General features: G+C 71.6%; 16 protein-coding genes. 5 read left to right on the forward strand and 11 right to left on the reverse strand.

What is annotated here, in order from left to right; all coding sequences use genetic code 11:
- The first annotated feature begins 12 nt into the window (after positions 1 to 12).
- Positions 13 to 471 carry a DinB family protein gene (locus tag VF647_11150; GenBank protein HEX8452646.1) on the forward strand — a complete coding sequence of 153 codons (459 nt, stop codon included), beginning with the start codon at positions 13 to 15 and terminating at the stop codon, positions 469 to 471.
- A gap of 445 nt (positions 472 to 916) precedes the next feature.
- Here VF647_11150 and VF647_11155 read toward each other — a convergent pair whose 3' ends face one another.
- The 4 genes from VF647_11155 to polA all read right to left on the reverse strand — a co-directional run bounded on the left by VF647_11155 (position 917) and on the right by polA (position 6,085).
- A complete protein-coding gene (locus VF647_11155; protein HEX8452647.1) occupies positions 917 to 1,312 on the reverse strand; it encodes a hypothetical protein in 396 nt (131 codons plus the stop codon).
- 27 nt (positions 1,313 to 1,339) lie between these two features.
- On the reverse strand, positions 1,340 to 1,906 hold the full coding sequence (locus tag VF647_11160) for a zinc ribbon domain-containing protein (protein ID HEX8452648.1): 567 nt from the start codon (positions 1,904 to 1,906) through the stop codon (positions 1,340 to 1,342).
- Between the two features lie 254 nt (positions 1,907 to 2,160).
- On the reverse strand, positions 2,161 to 3,081 hold the full coding sequence (locus VF647_11165; GenBank protein HEX8452649.1) for a hypothetical protein: 921 nt from the start codon (positions 3,079 to 3,081) through the stop codon (positions 2,161 to 2,163).
- 232 nt (positions 3,082 to 3,313) lie between these two features.
- Positions 3,314 to 6,085, reverse strand: coding sequence for a DNA polymerase I (gene polA, locus VF647_11170; GenBank protein HEX8452650.1), 2,772 nt, complete (start codon positions 6,083 to 6,085; stop codon positions 3,314 to 3,316).
- A 162-nt stretch (positions 6,086 to 6,247) separates the two neighbouring features.
- Here polA and VF647_11175 point away from each other — a divergent pair, with 162 nt between their 5' ends.
- Complete coding sequence (locus VF647_11175) at positions 6,248 to 6,655, forward strand: DUF3568 family protein (protein HEX8452651.1); 408 nt, start codon at positions 6,248 to 6,250, stop codon at positions 6,653 to 6,655.
- Positions 6,656 to 6,795: 140 nt separating this feature from the next.
- Here the strand turns inward: VF647_11175 and VF647_11180 are convergent, their stop codons facing one another.
- The 5 genes from VF647_11180 to VF647_11200 form a co-directional block, all read right to left on the reverse strand.
- Positions 6,796 to 7,212, reverse strand: a complete 417-nt coding sequence (locus VF647_11180; protein ID HEX8452652.1) for a BrxA/BrxB family bacilliredoxin — start codon at positions 7,210 to 7,212, stop codon at positions 6,796 to 6,798.
- 295 nt (positions 7,213 to 7,507) lie between these two features.
- Complete coding sequence (locus VF647_11185) at positions 7,508 to 8,077, reverse strand: cob(I)yrinic acid a,c-diamide adenosyltransferase (protein HEX8452653.1); 570 nt, start codon at positions 8,075 to 8,077, stop codon at positions 7,508 to 7,510.
- Positions 8,074 to 8,769 carry a type II toxin-antitoxin system HicB family antitoxin gene (locus VF647_11190; GenBank protein ID HEX8452654.1) on the reverse strand — a complete coding sequence of 232 codons (696 nt, stop codon included), beginning with the start codon at positions 8,767 to 8,769 and terminating at the stop codon, positions 8,074 to 8,076. The genes VF647_11185 and VF647_11190 overlap by 4 nt, the downstream gene beginning before the upstream one ends.
- 182 nt (positions 8,770 to 8,951) lie before the next feature.
- Positions 8,952 to 9,875, reverse strand: coding sequence for an LD-carboxypeptidase (locus tag VF647_11195; protein HEX8452655.1), 924 nt, complete (start codon positions 9,873 to 9,875; stop codon positions 8,952 to 8,954).
- Positions 9,872 to 11,104, reverse strand: a complete 1,233-nt coding sequence (locus VF647_11200) for an MFS transporter (GenBank protein HEX8452656.1) — start codon at positions 11,102 to 11,104, stop codon at positions 9,872 to 9,874. The genes VF647_11195 and VF647_11200 overlap by 4 nt, the downstream gene beginning before the upstream one ends.
- Positions 11,105 to 11,297: 193 nt before the next feature.
- On the opposite strand from VF647_11200, the gene VF647_11205 reads away from it, so the two are divergent.
- Together VF647_11205 and VF647_11210 are read left to right on the forward strand one after the other, a co-directional pair.
- Positions 11,298 to 11,774, forward strand: coding sequence for a hypothetical protein (locus VF647_11205; GenBank protein HEX8452657.1), 477 nt, complete (start codon positions 11,298 to 11,300; stop codon positions 11,772 to 11,774).
- Complete coding sequence (locus VF647_11210; protein ID HEX8452658.1) at positions 11,774 to 12,094, forward strand: tetratricopeptide repeat protein; 321 nt, start codon at positions 11,774 to 11,776, stop codon at positions 12,092 to 12,094. The genes VF647_11205 and VF647_11210 overlap by 1 nt, the downstream gene beginning before the upstream one ends.
- Before the next feature lie 61 nt (positions 12,095 to 12,155).
- Here VF647_11210 and VF647_11215 read toward each other — a convergent pair whose 3' ends face one another.
- Together VF647_11215 and VF647_11220 are read right to left on the reverse strand one after the other, a co-directional pair.
- Positions 12,156 to 12,521, reverse strand: coding sequence for a four helix bundle protein (locus tag VF647_11215; protein HEX8452659.1), 366 nt, complete (start codon positions 12,519 to 12,521; stop codon positions 12,156 to 12,158).
- A gap of 57 nt (positions 12,522 to 12,578) precedes the next feature.
- Complete coding sequence (locus tag VF647_11220; GenBank protein HEX8452660.1) at positions 12,579 to 13,148, reverse strand: shikimate kinase; 570 nt, start codon at positions 13,146 to 13,148, stop codon at positions 12,579 to 12,581.
- 162 nt (positions 13,149 to 13,310) lie between these two features.
- Here VF647_11220 and gyrA point away from each other — a divergent pair, with 162 nt between their 5' ends.
- A complete protein-coding gene (gene gyrA, locus VF647_11225) occupies positions 13,311 to 15,932 on the forward strand; it encodes a DNA gyrase subunit A (GenBank protein ID HEX8452661.1) in 2,622 nt (873 codons plus the stop codon).
- The last annotated feature ends 320 nt before the right edge of the window (positions 15,933 to 16,252 follow it).

The raw sequence follows: 16,252 nt of genomic DNA on the forward strand, positions 1-16,252 counted from the left end.
AGGAAAAGCCGTATGGGATTGAAGCAGGGGTTCTTCCAGTGGGCCGGGCGGATGATGTTCGAGCGCCCGGTCCGCGGCCAGTCGGTCGTGGACCTGGCCTCCACCCTGAGCTCGTCGGGCGACGAGGTGCGCGAGCGGATCGCCGGCAAGGAGGGCACGCCGGCGAACGTGGCGCGGCTCCGCCACATCATCGGCATCGAGCGCTGGGGCCAGCAGCGCCTGCGCGTCTTCCTCGGCGATCCCTTCGAGCCCGGCGGCCACCATCCGCACAAGCCCACCGACACGGACTGGCGCGCCCTCCAGACGGAGCTCGCCTCCACGCGCGCGGACACGGTGGCCCTCGCCGCCCAGCTCACCACCACCGACCTCGCGCGCACGGTGCCGCACGACCAGTTCGGCCCGCTCACCGTGCGCGGCTGGCTGGCGTACCTGCAGCGCCACGCGCGGATGGAGTCGAAGCTGATGCGGTGAGGGGCCCTCACCCCCGCTCGTTCCTCGCTGCCCCCTCTCCCGATAACAGGAGAGGGCTCCGCCCTCTGTTATCGAGAGAGGGGGCGGGAAACAACGGCCCCCTCCCCCCGGCCCCCTCCCCCGCCTGCGGGGGCGCAGGGCGGGTGAGGGGGAGTTTCCGTTTGCGCCGCACAGGTCCCGTAGGGGCGCGATTTATCGCGCCCGTGCCCTCCCCCGCTCTGCCGCCCCCACCCACCGACGCCCGTAGGGGCAGACCTGCGTGTCTGCCCACCGCCTGCACCACGCAGACCCCCGCCCACGTACACCAATCCCGTAGGGGCCGCCCCACGTGGCTGCCCGTGCCCGCCTCCGGCGCGAATCCCTGCGGCGGGCACGGACACACGCAAACCGCCCCTCTCCCAGCGATTCGGGAGAGGGGCGGCGAGGAACGAGCGGGGAGAGGACCCTATGCCCAGGGCCGCAGCGAGCGCGCGATCAGCCCGATGCCGCCCATCAGCAGCCCGAGCATCATCAGGGTGCTGAAGAGGGAGGTGGGCTGGAAGTAGACGTCCAGGTTCATCAGGATGCCGGCGAAGATGATGGCGACTCCCGCCACCGACAGGAGCCACCCCAGCGGGTTGCGCCCGTTGAAGAAGAGGAGCGCGACCCCCGCCATGAACGGGATCAGCGACATCCCGAACCCGCTCACCCCCCACAGGCGCCATCCCCCCGTCGTCACCACCACGCGGCTGGTGACGAGGTAGGCCCCGGCCGAGGCCATCGCCACACCCAGCAGGAAGGCGCCCACACCGCCCTCGGTGCCGCCCGCACCCCGGCCGCTCCCGGTGACATCTTCGCTCATCTCGACCTCCTGGAAGGGAAAGGGGCGCTACGCGGCCGCGCCGCACTGGGAACAGAACCGCGCGGACGCGGCCAGTACGGCGCCGCACCCCTTGCAGTTGCACGGCAGGTTCAGCGGCGCGCTGCACACGGGACAGAACCGCCCCCCGCTGACCGGCGTCCCGCACGCGCCGCACTCCGGCACCTCGACGGCGGGCACCTCGGCCGCGGGCGCGGCGACCCTGGCCTCCGGCGCGACCGCGCACGGGGTGCACATCCGCGCGTCCTCGCTCCAGCAGGCGGCGCACACGTCGTCCGCGCAGCGCGTGCAGCGGTGGAGGTGACGGCGCGCCTCCCCGGCCGCGCGGGCGAGGGCCTCGTCGTGCCCGCGATCCCACGCGGGGCCGCGCGTCTCGTGAATCGCCGTGCGCGCCGCACCGAACATCCCGCCCAGCAGATCGTCCGCGGCCCCGAGCGCCCTGTCCAGCGTCAGCACCGCGTGCCGCTCGAACTCCGATCTCCATTCCGCGCCGCATCGCGCGCACCGGAACGCGAACTGGAACCCCTGCGCGGTGGAGAAATCTTCGGAGGGCGTCGGGAGGCGCGGATCGGGCATGCGGAGGGCGCGGGGAGCGGGCGTCGGTGCGGCGGAGAGGGCGGGCAGACACGCAGGTCTGCCCCTACCGAAATCGGCGTGCGGGGGCGGGCGACGGAGCAGTCCGTGACACGGGCGCGATAAATCGCGCCCCTACGGCATCCGGTGTCGCGCCACGGTACCCACGCCCCCTCTCTCGATAACAGAGGGCGGAGCCCTCTCCTGTTATCGGGAGAGGGGGCAGGCGAGTGTAACGAGCCGGGGGTGAGGGCCCCTCACGCCGCCTCCACCGCCGGTTGCCGCAGGTGCTGGGCGAGGGCGGCGACCAGGACCTGCGAGAAGGCCAGCGGGCGGAGGCGCGTCATCTCGCCCTCGGCGCCCATGTGGCGGCCGACCAGCTCGGGGCGGTAGGTGTCGGGGAAGCGCTCGCCGGCCCAGGCGTCCAGCGCCTCGCCGGCCAGGCCGCTCTCCACGTGCAGCACCACGCCATCCGCTTCCTCCTCCACCCGCACGTGCCCGCCGAAGCGCTCCAGCTTCCCCTGGCCGCGGATCACGTCGGCGGCGTGGCGGCGGAGGAGGACGGAGGCGCGCACCTCGCTGTCGGGGGCGTCCCACTCGGGTACCTCGTAGCGCACCACCACGTCCGCGCGCTCGGCCTGGGGCAGGACGTACTCCTTGCTGTCCAGCAGGTGCTGCGCGATGTGCTTGAGGACCTGCGCCTCGGTGTAGCCGCGCGTCCTGACGTCGCGCCGGAGCTTCCAGCGGAAGAGGAGCTCCGGCTCGGGGTAGAGGAAGACGGCCAGGTCGTACATCTCGCGCAGGTCGTCCGTGGGAAAGCCCAGCAGCCCGCGGACGATCACGACCTCGTTGGGCTCCAGCACGCGCTGGGCGCCAAAGGTGCCGTCGCTGTGGTCGTACGCGCGGTTGCGGATGGGGCGGCCGCGGCGGAAGAGCGCCAGGTGCTCCCTCACCAGCCCCAGGTTGTGCACGGATGGGTGGAGCGCGGTGAGCCCCATCTCCTCGCGCTCGGCGCGGGTGAAGCGGTGGTAGTCGTCCAGCTCCAGGGTGGCGACGCGCTCCGGCCCCAGCAGCTCGCGGACGCCCTGCGCCACCGTGTTCTTGCCGCTCCCGGAGTCGCCGCTGATCCCCACGATGAAGGGGCGCGGCGCGGTGTCCGTCGGTGTGCCGTCCGTCATGGACGGGCGCCCGGGGCGCTCAGTGCGCGAATGCCGGCCATGGCGTGGACCTCGTGCTTGGGTGTGGGGATGGGCTTACAGGATAGCGACCGGAGGGGGAATGGGGAATGGGGAATGGGGAATGGGGAATGGGGAATCGAACGATCCGCCGACGCCCCAACCCGGCGAATGCACCCGGCACCCCGCCCGGCGCGGATCCACCCATTCCCCATTCCCCCTATTCCCCATTCCCCTACTTGGTTTCCAGCCAATTCGTTCCCGTTCCGCTCTCCACCCGCAGCGGCACGTCCAGCTGCATCGCGTTCTCCATGTGGTCGCGCACGCGGGCCAGCAGGGCGTCGGCGCCGGATTGGGGGACTTCGAAGAGGAGCTCGTCGTGCACCTGCAGCAGCATGCGGGCGCCGCCGGAGTCGCGCTTCAGCTCTTCGTGGATGCGGATCATGGCGATCTTGATCAGGTCCGCGGAGGAGCCCTGGATGGGGGCGTTGGTCGCCGCGCGCTCGCCGAAGGCGCGCACGTTGAAGTTGCGCGAGGTGATCTCCGGGATGTAGCGGCGGCGGCCCGTAATCGTCTCCACGTAGCCGTGCGTGCGCCCGAACTCGATCTGCTCGTCCAGGTAGCGGCGCACGCCGGGGAAGCGCTCGAAGTACTGCTCGATGAACGTCTTCGCCTCCGCCTGCGTGATGCCCAGGCGGCCGGCGAGCGAGAAGGGGCCGATGCCGTAGATGATGGCGAAGTTGGTGGTCTTCGCCCGGTCGCGCATCTCCTTCGTCACCTCCTCCGGCGCCACGCCGAAGATGAGGGCCGCGGTCTGGCGGTGGATGTCCGCGCCGGAGCGGAAGGCCTCCACGAACGCGGGATCGCCGGAGTAGTGCGCCAGGATGCGCAGCTCGATCTGCGAGTAGTCCGCCGACACGAAGACGTTCCCCTCCGCCGGGATGAAGCCGCGGCGGATCTCGGCGCCCATCTCCGTGCGGATGGGGATGTTCTGCAGGTTCGGATCGGTGGAGGAGAGGCGCCCCGTGGCCGCCACCGTCTGGTTGAACGAGGTGTGGATGCGCCCCGTCTCCGGGTTCACCATTACCGGCAGCGCCTCCACGTAGGTGCCGCGCAGCTTCTCCAGCTGGCGGTACTTCATGAGCAGCGTGGGAAGGGTGTGCCCCTGCGCAGCCAGAGCCTGCAGCACGTCCACGTCGGTGGAGGCGCCCGTCTTGGTGCGCTTGATGATGGGGAGCCCCAGCCGCACGAAGAGGATCTCGCGGAGCTGCAGGTTGCTGCCGATGTTGAACTCCGTCCCCGCCTCCGCGTAGATCTCGCGCTCCACCTCGCGCAGCTTGACGACCAGCTCCTCGTTCATCCGCGCGAAGAAGGGCTCGTCGATGCGGATGCCGGCCCACTCCATGTCCGCCAGCACCTCGATCAGCGGCATCTCGATGTCGCGGAAGAGCGGCTCCAGGTGCAGCCGCTCCAGCTCCGGCCCGAACCGCTCGGCCAGCTGCAGCGCGACGTCGGTGTCCTCGCAGGCGTAGTCGCGCGCGGCCTCCAGCTCCACCTCGGCAAAGGGGATCTGCGCCTTTCCCTTGCCCGTGACCTCGTCGTAGGTGGTGGTCTTGTAGTCCAGGTGCTGCAGGGCGAGCGAGTCCAGCCCGTGCTCGCGGCGCCCCGGCTCCAGCAGGTAGCTCGCGATCATCGTGTCGAAGTCGACCCCCCTGAGGTCGATCCCGGCGCGGCGGAAGACCAGGAAGTCGTACTTCAGGTTCTGCCCCACCTTGCGGACAGTCGGGTCTTCCAGCAGACGCACCAGCGGCTCCACCTCGTCTGAGTGCAGCGGCGGCAGGTTGCGCACGGTCTCCGGCGGCACGTCGCCCACCTCCAGCTCCCCCTGGGACCGCGTGCGGTGGCCGAAGGGGAGGTAGAACCCCTCGCCCGGGACGATGGAGATCGAGATCCCCGCCAGGTCGGCGCGCATGGGGTCGGTGCTGCTCGTCTCCGTGTCCACCGCGAAGCGGCCGGCCGCGCGGGCGGCCTCCACCAGGGCGTGCAGCTCGCTGACCTCCTGCACGAGCTGGTAGTCGGCCACGGGGCGCGGCTCCTCCGCCTGCTCGGGGGCGGGGCCGGCCCAGTCGCGCACCAGCGAGTGGAACTCCAGCGCCAGCATCAGCTCCTTGAGCGCCGGGCGGTCGGGCTCCTTGCGGCGCAGCGCCTCCACGTCCAGCTCCACCGGCAGGTCGCGGCGGATGGTGACGAGCTGCTTGGAGAGGAGCGCCGCGTCGCGGCAGGCGATGAGGGCCTCGCGGGCGCGCTTCGCCTTGATCTCGTCCACGTGCTCCAGGATGCGGTCCATCCCGCCGTACTGCTCGATGAGCTGCACCGCCGTCTTGGGCCCGATCCCCTGCACCCCCGGCACGTTGTCCGACGCATCGCCGATCAGCCCCAGGTAGTCCGTCACGTGCTCGGGAGAGACGCCCAGCCGCTCGTGCGCGTTGCGGGTGTCCACCCACTCCTCGTCCACCGCCTGCGGGCCGCCGCGACCGGGGTTCAGCAGGCACACGCCGGGGCGGATCAGCTGATAGAAGTCCTTGTCGCCGGACACGATGACCGTCTCCAGCTCCGCCGCGCACGCCTGCTCGGCCAGCGTGCCGATCACGTCGTCCGCCTCGTAGCCGGGAAGCTCCAGGATGGGGATGCGGAACGCCTCCACGATCTGCCGGATGCGCGCCAGCGAGCTCTCCAGCTCGCTCGGCATCTTTTCGCGCGTGGCCTTGTAGTCCGGGTAGATGACGTGGCGGTCCGAGGTGCCGGCGTCGAACACCATCCCCAGGTAGTCGGGCTCGTGCTGCTCGATCACCTTGATGAGGAACTTGGTGACCCCCCACGCCGCCGAGGTGTTCTCCCCCCTGGACGAGATCAGCGGGCGCGAGATCAGGGCGAAAAAGGCGCGGTAGATCAGCGCATAGCCGTCGATCAGGTAGAGGCGGGGGCGGGTCTTTTCGGGCTTGTCCACGGCGGGCCGGGGTCGGGATGTGCGGTTGGCGCGGTGCTGGGCGGCAATGTACGCCGGGGGCCGGGCGGGGAAAAGCGCTGGCGTGCTTCCTGCCACCGGAGGCGCCGCCGCCTTGCGAGGCGGGCTACGGGCAACATCCACGCAGCACAGGAGGAAGGTACCATGAAGAAGCAGATGCTGAGGCTCGCCCTCGTGCTGGCGATCGCGCCGGCCGCGTACGGCTGCCGCACCGCCGCCACGGTGGGCGCCGGTGCCGCCGCGGGCGCCGCCGCCGCCACGCAGGTCAACCAGAACGTCGAAGCCACCATCAACGCCCCCATCGCCACGGTGGACAGCCGCGCCCGCGCCGCCCTCCAGATCCGCGGCATGACGCTGACCGACGCCGAGTACGAGGACAACGCGACGGAGCGCGAGTACGAGGGCCGCCAGGGCGACAACGTGGCCCACATCAAGCTCGTGGCGAACGGCGCCAACAGCACGCGCGTGGCCGTCTCGTACCGCCGCGGCGCCGTGGACTACAGCAAGGACCAAGCGCAGCAGATCCTGCGCATCATCCAGAATACCCGGTAAGACGCCAGGAAATCGGGGGACGCACCAGATCCCTGGTGCGTCCCCCGCGCGTTGTCCCCGAGAGTGCTAAGTCCTAAGTGCTAAGTCCTTTCCAGCACTTAGCACTTAGCACTTAGCACTTGGCACTTGGCACTTTCCCCTCAGCAGTACTGCTCGAACGCGTTCCTGAGGTCCGCCGCGATCTGGTCGGCGCTGCGCCCCTCGATCTGGTGGCGCTCCAGCATGAAGGCCACGTCGCCGTCCTTGAGCAGCGCGATGGAGGGCGACGACGGCGCGTAGCCGTGCAGGTACCCGCGGGCCACCTGGGTCGCCTCGGTGTCCTGCCCGGCGAACACGGTGGCGAGCTTGGCGGGCTTCTTGTCGCCCTGCAGCGCCATGGCGACTGCGGGGCGGGCGTTGCGCGCCGCGCATCCGCACACCGAGTTCACCACCAGCAGCGTCGCCTCCTGCGTGTCGCCCAGCGTCTGCTCTACCTCCTGCGCCGTCTTCAGCTCCTGCACCCCCAGCCGCGTCAGCTCCGCGCGCATCGGCGCGACCAGCATCTCGGGATATGGCATCGTTTGACTCCTCATTGGACAGATGGTTCACCGCTGAACGAATATGATGCGGCCGAGCAGAATGCGCCAGGGGGTGCGACCCCTTATGTCATCCTGAGCCCCGCGCCCCTCCGCCCTCGCTCGTGCTCCACCCTCTGGCGCGGAGCGAAGGATCTACTGTGCGGAATTGGTCGTTCGCCCAGGGCCTCCAGCCTCGCCGGCTAGATCCTTCGGCAGCCGCGGGAGTACGGCGGGCGGCAGGCATCCGTCGGGCGGCTCCCTCAGGATGACAGAAAAAGGGGTGCGGGTCAGGTTGTCAGCGCGCGTTCGGCACCCACGGCACGTCCTCCACGCCCGCGCGGCGGTTGGCGAGGCGGGCGAGGGTGAAGAGGAGGTCGGAGAGGCGGTTGAGGTAGACGATGACGCCCTCTTCGATGGTCGCCGTGCGCGCGAGCGAGACGACGCGCCGCTCCGCCCGCCGGCAGACGGTGCGCGCCAGGTGCAGCACCGCGGCCGCGGGCGAGCCGCCGGGGAGGACGAAGCTCTTGAGCGGCTCCAGTTCCTCCTCCGCGCGGTCGATCCACGCCTCCATCTCCGCCACGCGCGCGGGATCGAGCTGGGGAATCCACGGGTTCTCGCGCCCGCCATCCTCCGCCGCGGGCGTCGCCAGCCTCGCGCCGAGGGTGAACAGGTCCGCCTGCACCAGCCGCAGCCCCGCCACCATCTCCGCGTCGTCCGATGCGGCCAACGCCATCCCCAGCACGGAGTTGAGCTCGTCCACGTCGCCGTAGGCCTCCACGCGGGCGTCGTCCTTGGCGACACGCATCCCGCCGAAGAGCCCCGTCTCGCCGCGGTCGCCGGTCTTCGTGTAGATCTTGAGCGTCATGGAGATCGAGCCGGTTCGAGGGCCCAGAGCGCGGCGCGCCCGAGGCTCCATTCAAGCCACAGCAGGCGCCGAAGCACCTTGCGCGGGGTCCACTCCTCGCCCTCCAGCACCAGCCGGGAGCCGCGCCGCTCCGGCGGCAGGTGCCCCAGGTGCTGAACGACCAGCGCCATCGCCGTGTCCAGCCGCGCGACGGTCAGCTCGGGCGTTTCCGCCATCGGCGTCGCGCCGAGGCGGCTGAGGAGCCACCACTGCGCGCGGGCCAGCTCGTCCAGGATCTGCCGCACCGTCCACCCGCCCTCCGCCGGCACGTCCAGCTCCGCGTCCGGCCGCCTGCGGATGCGCGCCAGCAGCAGACCCCGCAACTCGCCCAGCCGGTGCACGCCGGACTGCAGCTCCGCCTCCCCGAGCGCCGGCAGGTCCGCCGCGAAGCAGGCGACGGTCTCCCCCTCGGCTACGCGAGCCTCGGTCTCCAGCCACTCGTCCACGGCCACCTCCAGCTCCGCATCGTCCGCGGGCACCGGCTCGCCGATGAACGCCAGGAACTGGAGCCACTGCTGGAGCGCCGCCGCGAAGTTCCCCACCGCCTCCTCCGCCGAGCTCCCCGGCGCCGCGCACCCCGGAAGGTTCAGCCCGTGCGCCAGGAATCCGCCATCCGCGCCCTCCTCCACCCCCACGGCGAAGCGTGCATCCATACCCTCACCCCCGTCTCGTTACACTCGACTGCCCCCTCTCCCGATAACAGGAGAGGGCTGCGCCCTCTGTTATCGAGAGAGGGGGCGGAACCACCGCCCACCGCCTCGAACCGCTCCCCCTCCCCCAGGCAGTTTTGGGGGAGGGGGATGCGTCGCGGAGCGACGCTGGGGGTGGGGCCCCCTCACACCACCGCCGCCTCCACCAGCTCCAGCGTCCCGGCGTCCGCATCCAGGCGCGCGCGGATGCCCATGGGGAGCGTCCAGTTGTCCGCGATGTGGCCGAAGGGGAACCCCATCGCAACCGGAACGCCCAGGCCGCCCAGCAGGTCGCGGATCACGTCGGTGGCGGTGGGGGTGTCGGGGCGGCCCGCGTCCGGCATCTCGCTGATGGCGCCGATCGCGATGCCGGCCACCCGGTCCAGCACCCCCGCCAGGCGCAGCTGCGACAGGAGCCGGTCCAGCTTGTACGCCGCCTCGCCGACCTCCTCCAGGAAGAGGATCGCGCCTTCGGGGCGGATGGTGTACGCCGTGCCGGCCAGCGACGCGAGCAGCGACAGGTTCCCCCCCAGCAGCGGCCCCTCGGCGACACCGGGCGCGATCGTCTCCGCGCGGCCGGGGCCGGCGTCGGGGAAGGGGAGGGGGCCGGCCGGCGCGTCGTCCGAAAGGACGCGGAAGAGGGTGTCGCGCGAGAAGTCGTTGAAGATCTCGGTCGCGGGGTGCGGGCCGTGAAAGGAGACGAGCCCCAGGCGCTGGATGGCGAGGTGGATCGCGGTGTTGTCGCTGTAGCCGATCACCGGGCGCGGGCGGGCGGCGAGCGCATCGAAATCCAGCCGGTCCAGGATGCGCATGACGCCGTAGCCGCCGCGCAGCGCCCAGATCGCGTCGTTGGACGGATCGCGCAGGGCCGCGTTGAAGTCGGCGGCGCGCGCGTCGTCGTCGCCCGACAGGTAGCCGATGCGTCCGCGGGCATTTTCGCCGACGACGGGCTCCCATCCCCAGTCGGAAAGGCGATCGGCGGCGCGCTCCACGGCGCCGGGGGCGAGCGGGCCGGCGGGGGCCACGAGCGCCACCCGCGAGCGGGCGCGAAGGCGGGGCACGAGGATCATCGCGCGCCCTCCGCGAACGCGAGCACGCCCAGCGCCCCCGCGGCCAGGGCGGCTCCAGCCAGGTACGGCGCGGAGATCCCCAGGTGCGCGAAGGCGAACCCGCCGCCCATAGGCCCCGCCACGCGGCCCAGCGCGCCCAGCGACTGGTACACGCCCAGCACCTTCCCCTGTTCGGCCGGCCCCGCCGCGCGCGACACCCACGACGACAGCGACGGCGACGCCGTTCCCTGCCCGAACGCCAGCGCGGCGAGCGCCACCCCGAGCGCCGCGAGTGACGGCGCCACGGCCAGCGCGCCCATCCCCGCGGCCAGCACCGCGAGGCCCAGGATCGCGGTGCGGCGCTCGCCCAGCCGCCTCGTCAGCCGCCCCACGCCCCACCCCTGCGCCAGCACGGAGATGAGTCCCAGGTAGGCGAAGAGGAACGCCACCTCGCGCGGCCCCATCCGCCAGCGCTGGTATGCCCAGAGCGAGAGCGTGGCCTCCGCGCCCGCGAAGGCGAGCGTCAGCAGGAGCGCGGCGGAGTAGGGCGCGCGCAGGCGGCGGTCCGTCCAGCCGCGCAGGCGTGCGGCGAGGCCGGGCGTGCGCGGCGCCGTGTCGCGCGCCTCGGGCGGGAGCGACTCGGGGAGCCACCAGAGCGCCAGCAGCGCGTTCCCCAGCGTCAGCGCCGCGGCGACGAAAAAGGGCACCGCCGTCCCGAACCCCGCCAGCGCCCCGCCGATCGCCGGCCCCAGGATGAAGCCCAGCCCGAACGCCGCCCCGATCATCCCCATCGCCTTCGCGCGCCGCTCGGGGGCGGAGACGTCGGCTACGTACGCCTGCGCCACGCCGACGTTGGCGCCCATCAGCCCGCCGAGCGCCCGCGCCGCCAGCAGCGCCGCCACGCTCCCCGCGAAGCCGCAGAGGAGGTACGAAAAGGCCGATCCGAAGAGGCCCACCAGCAGCACGGGCCGCCTCCCATACCTGTCCGAAAGGCGCCCCCAGCCCGGCGCGAAGAGGAATTGCATCGCCGAGTACACCGCCAGCAGCGACGCCACCGCCACCGCCCCGGCGCCGAACCCCTGCGCGTACAGCGGGAGGAGGGGAATGACGATCCCGAACCCCACCAGGTCCAGCAGTACGGTGACGAAGACGATGGCCAAGGGCGAGCGCCGGCCGCCCACCGCGGGGGGCACGGCGGGGCGCGCGCGGAGGCGGGGGCGGGAAGGCGCGGATAGCACGGATCGGGTCACGACCAGGGTTCCATCTCGCTGCGTGCGGCGGGGCCGCGGGTCCTTGGGCCTCCCGGCGGGAGGGGGAAAGCGGCCGGGAAGATACCGCCCCGGGCGTGGCGAGACAACGACTTGCGGGGCCATGGGTGGCACGGGGCGTGCTGCGCGGCTACGTTCATCCATCGAACGATCCAGCCACACCGGGAGCGCTTTGATGAACGACGTGATCGAGACCGCGGACGCCCTCCACGCGAGCGCCAACCGCCTCTACTGGCACAGCCGCGACTCCGTGGACGCCCTCGCCGCGCGGCTGGGGATGAGCCGCCACTCCTTCTACCAGTCGATCCGCCCGGAGCCCGCGGGCCGCGCCTGCGCAGCGTGCGGAGGCGAGCTGGAGTTCGCCAACCGCACCGCCCGCCAGACCTCGCGCGCGCGCTGCGCCGGCTGCGGCGCCACCGAGCGCGTGGCCCCGCCCGCCGTCCAATCGGTGGTGGTCGAGGACGTGCTCCCCGCGCCGCCTCCGCCGCCTCCGAGCGCGCGCCCCAGCTTCCGCGGTTGGAACCTGTCCCGCTGGCGCCGCGAGCTGGCCGCCGTCCCCCGCGAGCGCGCCGCGATGGTGGGCGGCGCCGCGGCGCTGGGCGTGGCGGCCGGTGTGCTCGCCCTGGAGCTCCTCAACCCCTCGCGCTGGTGATGCCGGTCGACGCATCGCGCACGGATGCGCTGCGGAAGATGGCCGCCGCGCACCCCCAGGACCCGCGCCCCCGGTTCGGCCTGGCTCTGGAGTTCGAGCGCGCCGGCGACTGGGAGTCCGCCGCCGCCGAGCTCCGCGCCTACCTGAACCTCGCGGACGACGAGGGGAACGCCTTCGGCCGCCTGGGCCACGCCCTGCGCCAGCTCGGCCGCGACGACGAGGCCCGCGAAGCCTACCGCCAGGGCATCGCCGCCGCCGAGCGCCACGGACACCCCACGATGGCGATGGAGTTCGAGGAAGTGCTGGAGGAGATGGGGTAGTTGGGGAATGGGGAATGGGGAATGGGGAATGGGGAATGGGGAATGGGGAATGGAGAATGGGCTAAGGGGCGAGGAGGCGTGCGCGCAGAGAGCGTAGCATCTTGCTGATGCGCGTCAGCAGGGCCAGCTCTGCGACGACCCGTTCCTCGGTGACATAGCCGAGCCGGATCGCGATCAGGAGAAAGGTCTCGATCTCGGCGAGTGAGCCCTTTGCAACGGCGAGGAAGGCGGCGTAGTCCTTTCGAGTAGACCGCGAGTTGCCTTCCGCGATGTTTGCCGGAACAGACACGGCGGCTCGCCGGATCTGCGAGGTCAGGCCGAACCGCTCATCGGAGGGAAACGTCGCGGATACGCGGTAGATATCCACCACGAGATCCATCCCCAGCCGCCAGACATCCAGATCCCGGTGCGACGACACGCGGTTCATCTCTCCTCCACTGTCGATTCCCCATTCCCCATTCCCCATTCCCCATTCCCCCGCTGTTCACACCCCAGCCCCGCACCCCGCCCGCGTCCTCACCATCTGCTCGATCTCGAACGCGATCGACTCTACGGAGCGGGTGTCGGCGGGAATGGAGACGTCGGCCAGGCGGTAGAGGGGCTCGCGCTCTTCCATCATCTGCGCGATGATGGGGGCGGGGTCGTCCAGGTCGCGAAAGGGGCGGGGGATGGAGTCCTCGCGCAGGCGGCGGATGGTTTCGTCCACTGATACGCGCAGCCACACTCGCAGCGTCTCGGCGCCCAGGAGGCCCAGGAGCTCGGGGCGCGTGATCCAGCCGCCGCCGGGCGACATCACCAGGCGCCCCGCCGAAGCCGCCTCCCGGGTCAGCGCCGCCTCCCGCTCGCGGAAGCCTTCCTCGCCCACGTCGGCGATCAGCTCCTTGACGGTTCGCCCCTCGCGCTGTTCTATCTCCACGTCGAAGTCCAGGAAGCTCCACTCCAGCCGGCGCGCCAGCGCGGCGCCCACCGTGCTCTTCCCCGACGTCATGTAGCCCAGCAGCACCACGCGGTGCACGCCCGGAAAAGGGGGGATGTCGGACTCGCGTCTTCCCATGCTGCCTCCGTTCAGGGTCCGCGGCTCGCCCACGCACGATGCAGACCCGCCGCGTGGCTTTTCCGAAGATTTGCCGAACCGAAAGAGCGCGCCGGGGTACAAGATGATAGGTTCCCGCTCGAATGCCGCCCCCCGCGGCCGGATGGATAGACACAGGCCCCGATGATCGCCACCACCACGCAGCGCGACCGCATCCTCCCGCGGCTGATTGAAGACGAGATGCGCGAGTCGTTCATCGACTATTCGATGAGCGTCATCGTGCAGCGCGCCCTCCCCGACGTGCGCGACGGGCTGAAGCCGGTGCACCGCCGCATCCTCTTCGCCATGCACGAGGCGGGGCTCAGCCCCACTCGGCCCTACAAAAAGAGCGCGACCGTCGTGGGCGACGTGCTGGGCAAGTACCACCCGCACGGCGACACCGCGGTGTACGACTCGCTCGTGCGCATGGTGCAGGACTTCTCCCTCCGCTACCCGCTGGTGGACGGGCAGGGGAACTTCGGCTCCATCGACGGCGACGCGGCGGCCGCCTACCGCTACACCGAGGCGCGGCTGTCGCAGATCGCCACCGAGATGCTGGCGGACATCGACCGCGACACCGTCGACTTCGCCCCCAACTTCGACGACCGGCTCAAGGAGCCGCGCGTCCTCCCCGCGCGCCTCCCCAGCCTGCTGGTCAACGGCTCCAGCGGCATCGCGGTGGGGATGAGCACCAACATGCCGCCGCACAACATCGGCGAAGTGGTGCGCGCCGCCGTCCACCTCCTCGACAACCCCGAGTGCACCGTCGCGGAGCTGATGGAGCACGTCCCCGGCCCCGACTTCCCCACCGGCGGGCTGATCGTGGGGAAGCAGGGGATTCGCGAGGCGTACGAAAAGGGGCGTGGTCGCGTGGTGATGCGCGCGCGCGTCTACAAGGAGCAGAAGCGGAGCGGCAAGGAACAGCTCGTCGTCACCGAGATCCCGTACGGCACCAACAAGTCGCGCATCATCGAGCAGATCGCGGAGCTCACGCGCGCCGGCAAGATCGGCGACATCTCCGACCTGCGCGACGAGAGCGACCGCGAGGGGATCCGCGTCGTCATCGAGATGAAGCGCGGCGCCGACGCGGCCAAGCTGATGGGCCAGCTCTACAAGTGGACGGCGCTGCAGACGACGTTCGGCGTCATCTCGCTGGCGCTGGACAACGGCGTGCCGCGCGAGTTCTCGCTCAAGGAGATTTTGGAGCGCTACCGCGACCACCGCATCCAGGTGGTCGTCCGGCGCTCCACCTGGGAGCTGGACAAGGCGCGCGACGAGGCGCACGTCCTCCGCGGCCTGCTGATCGCGCTCAAGCGCATCGACGACGTGGTCGCCATCATCCGCGGCTCCCGCAACCGCGAGACGGCGGCGCGCAAGCTGGAGAAGGAGCTCAAGCTGGACGAGCGCCAGGCCGAAGCCATCCTCAACATGCGCCTCTCGCGCCTCACGCAACTGGAAGGCAAGGAGCTGCGCGAGCGGATGGCCGAGCTGGAGACGCGCATGGCGCAGCTCGAGGAGCTCCTGGCCTCCCCCGCGCTCCAAACTGCCGAGGTGCGGGGCGAGCTGCTTAAGCTGGCCGAGGAGTACGGCGACCCCCGCCGCACGCACATCTTCGAGAACGAAAAGGATGTGAAGCTGGAGGACCTGATCGCCGCCGAGGAGGTGGTGGTGACGGTCTCGCGCGAGGGGTACGTGCGGCAGATCCCGATGGCCGTCTACCAGCGCGGCGCCAAGCGCGGCAAGGGGCTGTCGATGGACCGCTACGAGAACGACTACATCGAGCGCGCCTTCGTGGCCAGCACCGAGGACACGCTCCTCTTCCTGAGCACGGACGGGCGCGCCTTCGGCCTGGCCGTGCGCGACGTGCCGGAGAGCAGCGGGCGGGGCAAGGCGGTGAAGCAGCTCTTCGAGGGCGCGCGCAACGCCCGCATGGCCGCGGTGCACCGGGTGCCGGAGTTCCGCGCCGACCGCTTCGTCCTCTTCGCCACGGCGGAGGGCACGGTCAAGCGCACCTCGCTGGACCAGTACTCGCGCGCCCGCGGCGGCATCGAGGCGATCTCGCTCAAAGCCGGCGACCGCGTCGTCGACGCGCGCATCACGGACGGCGAGCACGAGGTGGTGCTGGCGGGCGCCGCCGGCCGCGTCATCCGCTTCGGCGAGGGCGAGGTCCCGCTGCAGGGGCGCGTCTCGCAGGGGGTGCGCGGGATCAAGCTGCGCGGGCAGGACCGGGTGGTCGGGATGGCGGCGCTGCGCCACGAGGGCGAAGTGGTCGCCGTCACGGAGCGCGGCTTCGCCAAGCGCGTCGCCCTCGCCGAGCTCGCGCTGCAGAAGCGCGACGGCCAGGGCAACGCCATCCACACCCCGGGCAAGGAGATGGGCACCCTCGCCGGCCTGCGCGACGTGCACGCGGGCGAGGACCTGATGGCGGTCACCGCCGTCGGCCGCACGTTGCGCATCAAGACCGACGCCGCCCCGCTCGGCACGCGCATGAGCGAGCCGGAGCGCACCATCACCGTCTCCGCCCACGACCGCGTCGTCGAGATCACCCTCCTCGCCGAGCGCGAGCCCAAAGCCGGCGACGACGACGGCGCCGGCCCCGAAGGCGCCGCGCCCCTCCTCGTCGACGGCGAGGACACCTCGCTCACCGGCCCCCTCCCCGACGACGAACCCGCCCCCGCGGACCCGGACGAATCCCCCGGCATCGTCCACCGCGTCGTGGACCAGGTGACGGGCGCGGCGGCGAAGGTGCTGGACCTGTTCGGGTAGCGGCGGGGCGGCGGGGGCCCCCTCCCCCGCTCGTTCCTCGCGGCCCCTCCCCCAAACCGCGGGGGAGGGGCAAACGCGTAGATCCGTGCGCGTTCCCGTAGGGGCGTGATTCATCACGCCCGTGCCCCGCCCCGCTCCCCCCCCCCCCCCCCGCCGCCCGCCCCTACCCGACTAGGTCCAGCACCTTCGCCGCGGCGCCCGTGACCTGGTCCACGACGCGGTGGACGATGCCGGGGGATTCGTCCGGCTCGGCGGGGGAAGGTTCGTCTTCGGAGAGGGGGCCGGTGAGCGACGTGTCCTCGCCGTCGACGAGGAGGGGC

This window comes from Longimicrobium sp. (assembly GCA_036387335.1).
GTDB lineage: Bacteria > Gemmatimonadota > Gemmatimonadetes > Longimicrobiales > Longimicrobiaceae > Longimicrobium.

What these genes read in the sequence shown, in the direction of transcription:
- VF647_11150 (HEX8452646.1), top strand. Translation starts at nt 13, where the DNA reads ATGGGATTGAAGCAGGGGTTCTTCCAGTGGGCCGGGCGGATGATGTTC.
- VF647_11155 (HEX8452647.1), bottom strand. Translation starts at nt 1,312, where the DNA reads ATGAGCGAAGATGTCACCGGGAGCGGCCGGGGTGCGGGCGGCACCGAG.
- VF647_11160 (HEX8452648.1), bottom strand. Translation starts at nt 1,906, where the DNA reads ATGCCCGATCCGCGCCTCCCGACGCCCTCCGAAGATTTCTCCACCGCG.
- VF647_11165 (HEX8452649.1), bottom strand. Translation starts at nt 3,081, where the DNA reads ATGACGGACGGCACACCGACGGACACCGCGCCGCGCCCCTTCATCGTG.
- VF647_11175 (HEX8452651.1), top strand. Translation starts at nt 6,248, where the DNA reads ATGAAGAAGCAGATGCTGAGGCTCGCCCTCGTGCTGGCGATCGCGCCG.
- VF647_11180 (HEX8452652.1), bottom strand. Translation starts at nt 7,212, where the DNA reads ATGCCATATCCCGAGATGCTGGTCGCGCCGATGCGCGCGGAGCTGACG.
- VF647_11185 (HEX8452653.1), bottom strand. Translation starts at nt 8,077, where the DNA reads ATGACGCTCAAGATCTACACGAAGACCGGCGACCGCGGCGAGACGGGG.
- VF647_11190 (HEX8452654.1), bottom strand. Translation starts at nt 8,769, where the DNA reads ATGGATGCACGCTTCGCCGTGGGGGTGGAGGAGGGCGCGGATGGCGGA.
- VF647_11195 (HEX8452655.1), bottom strand. Translation starts at nt 9,875, where the DNA reads ATGATCCTCGTGCCCCGCCTTCGCGCCCGCTCGCGGGTGGCGCTCGTG.
- VF647_11205 (HEX8452657.1), top strand. Translation starts at nt 11,298, where the DNA reads ATGAACGACGTGATCGAGACCGCGGACGCCCTCCACGCGAGCGCCAAC.
- VF647_11210 (HEX8452658.1), top strand. Translation starts at nt 11,774, where the DNA reads ATGCCGGTCGACGCATCGCGCACGGATGCGCTGCGGAAGATGGCCGCC.
- VF647_11215 (HEX8452659.1), bottom strand. Translation starts at nt 12,521, where the DNA reads ATGAACCGCGTGTCGTCGCACCGGGATCTGGATGTCTGGCGGCTGGGG.
- VF647_11220 (HEX8452660.1), bottom strand. Translation starts at nt 13,148, where the DNA reads ATGGGAAGACGCGAGTCCGACATCCCCCCTTTTCCGGGCGTGCACCGC.
- gyrA (HEX8452661.1), top strand. Translation starts at nt 13,311, where the DNA reads ATGATCGCCACCACCACGCAGCGCGACCGCATCCTCCCGCGGCTGATT.